Source organism: Pseudomonas oryzihabitans, assembly GCF_007665395.1.
Lineage (GTDB): Bacteria > Pseudomonadota > Gammaproteobacteria > Pseudomonadales > Pseudomonadaceae > Chryseomonas > Chryseomonas psychrotolerans_C.
Window position 1 is genome coordinate 1 of sequence record NZ_VDND01000042.1, and the last position, 205, is coordinate 205.

The window sequence follows — 205 nt, forward strand, 5'->3', positions numbered from 1 at the left end:
CATCAACGGCACCCTGGACGCCATCGTGGCGCCGGTCAGCGAGGCCATGGACGTGATGGCCGGTCTGGCCCAGGGCGACCTGAGCCGCACCGTGCGCGGTGACTACCAGGGCCAGCTGCTGGACCTCAAGCAGTCGGTCAATGGCACCGTCGGCAAGCTGAACCAGATCATCGGTGACGTACGGCTGTCGGCCGATGCCCTGGCC

The 205-nt window shown here is 67.8% G+C and carries 1 protein-coding gene; it reads left to right on the plus strand.

Annotated elements, in window-relative coordinates:
• On the plus strand, nucleotides 1–205 hold a 205-nt coding region (locus tag FSV73_RS25490; RefSeq protein ID WP_145013151.1), incomplete at both ends, for a methyl-accepting chemotaxis protein.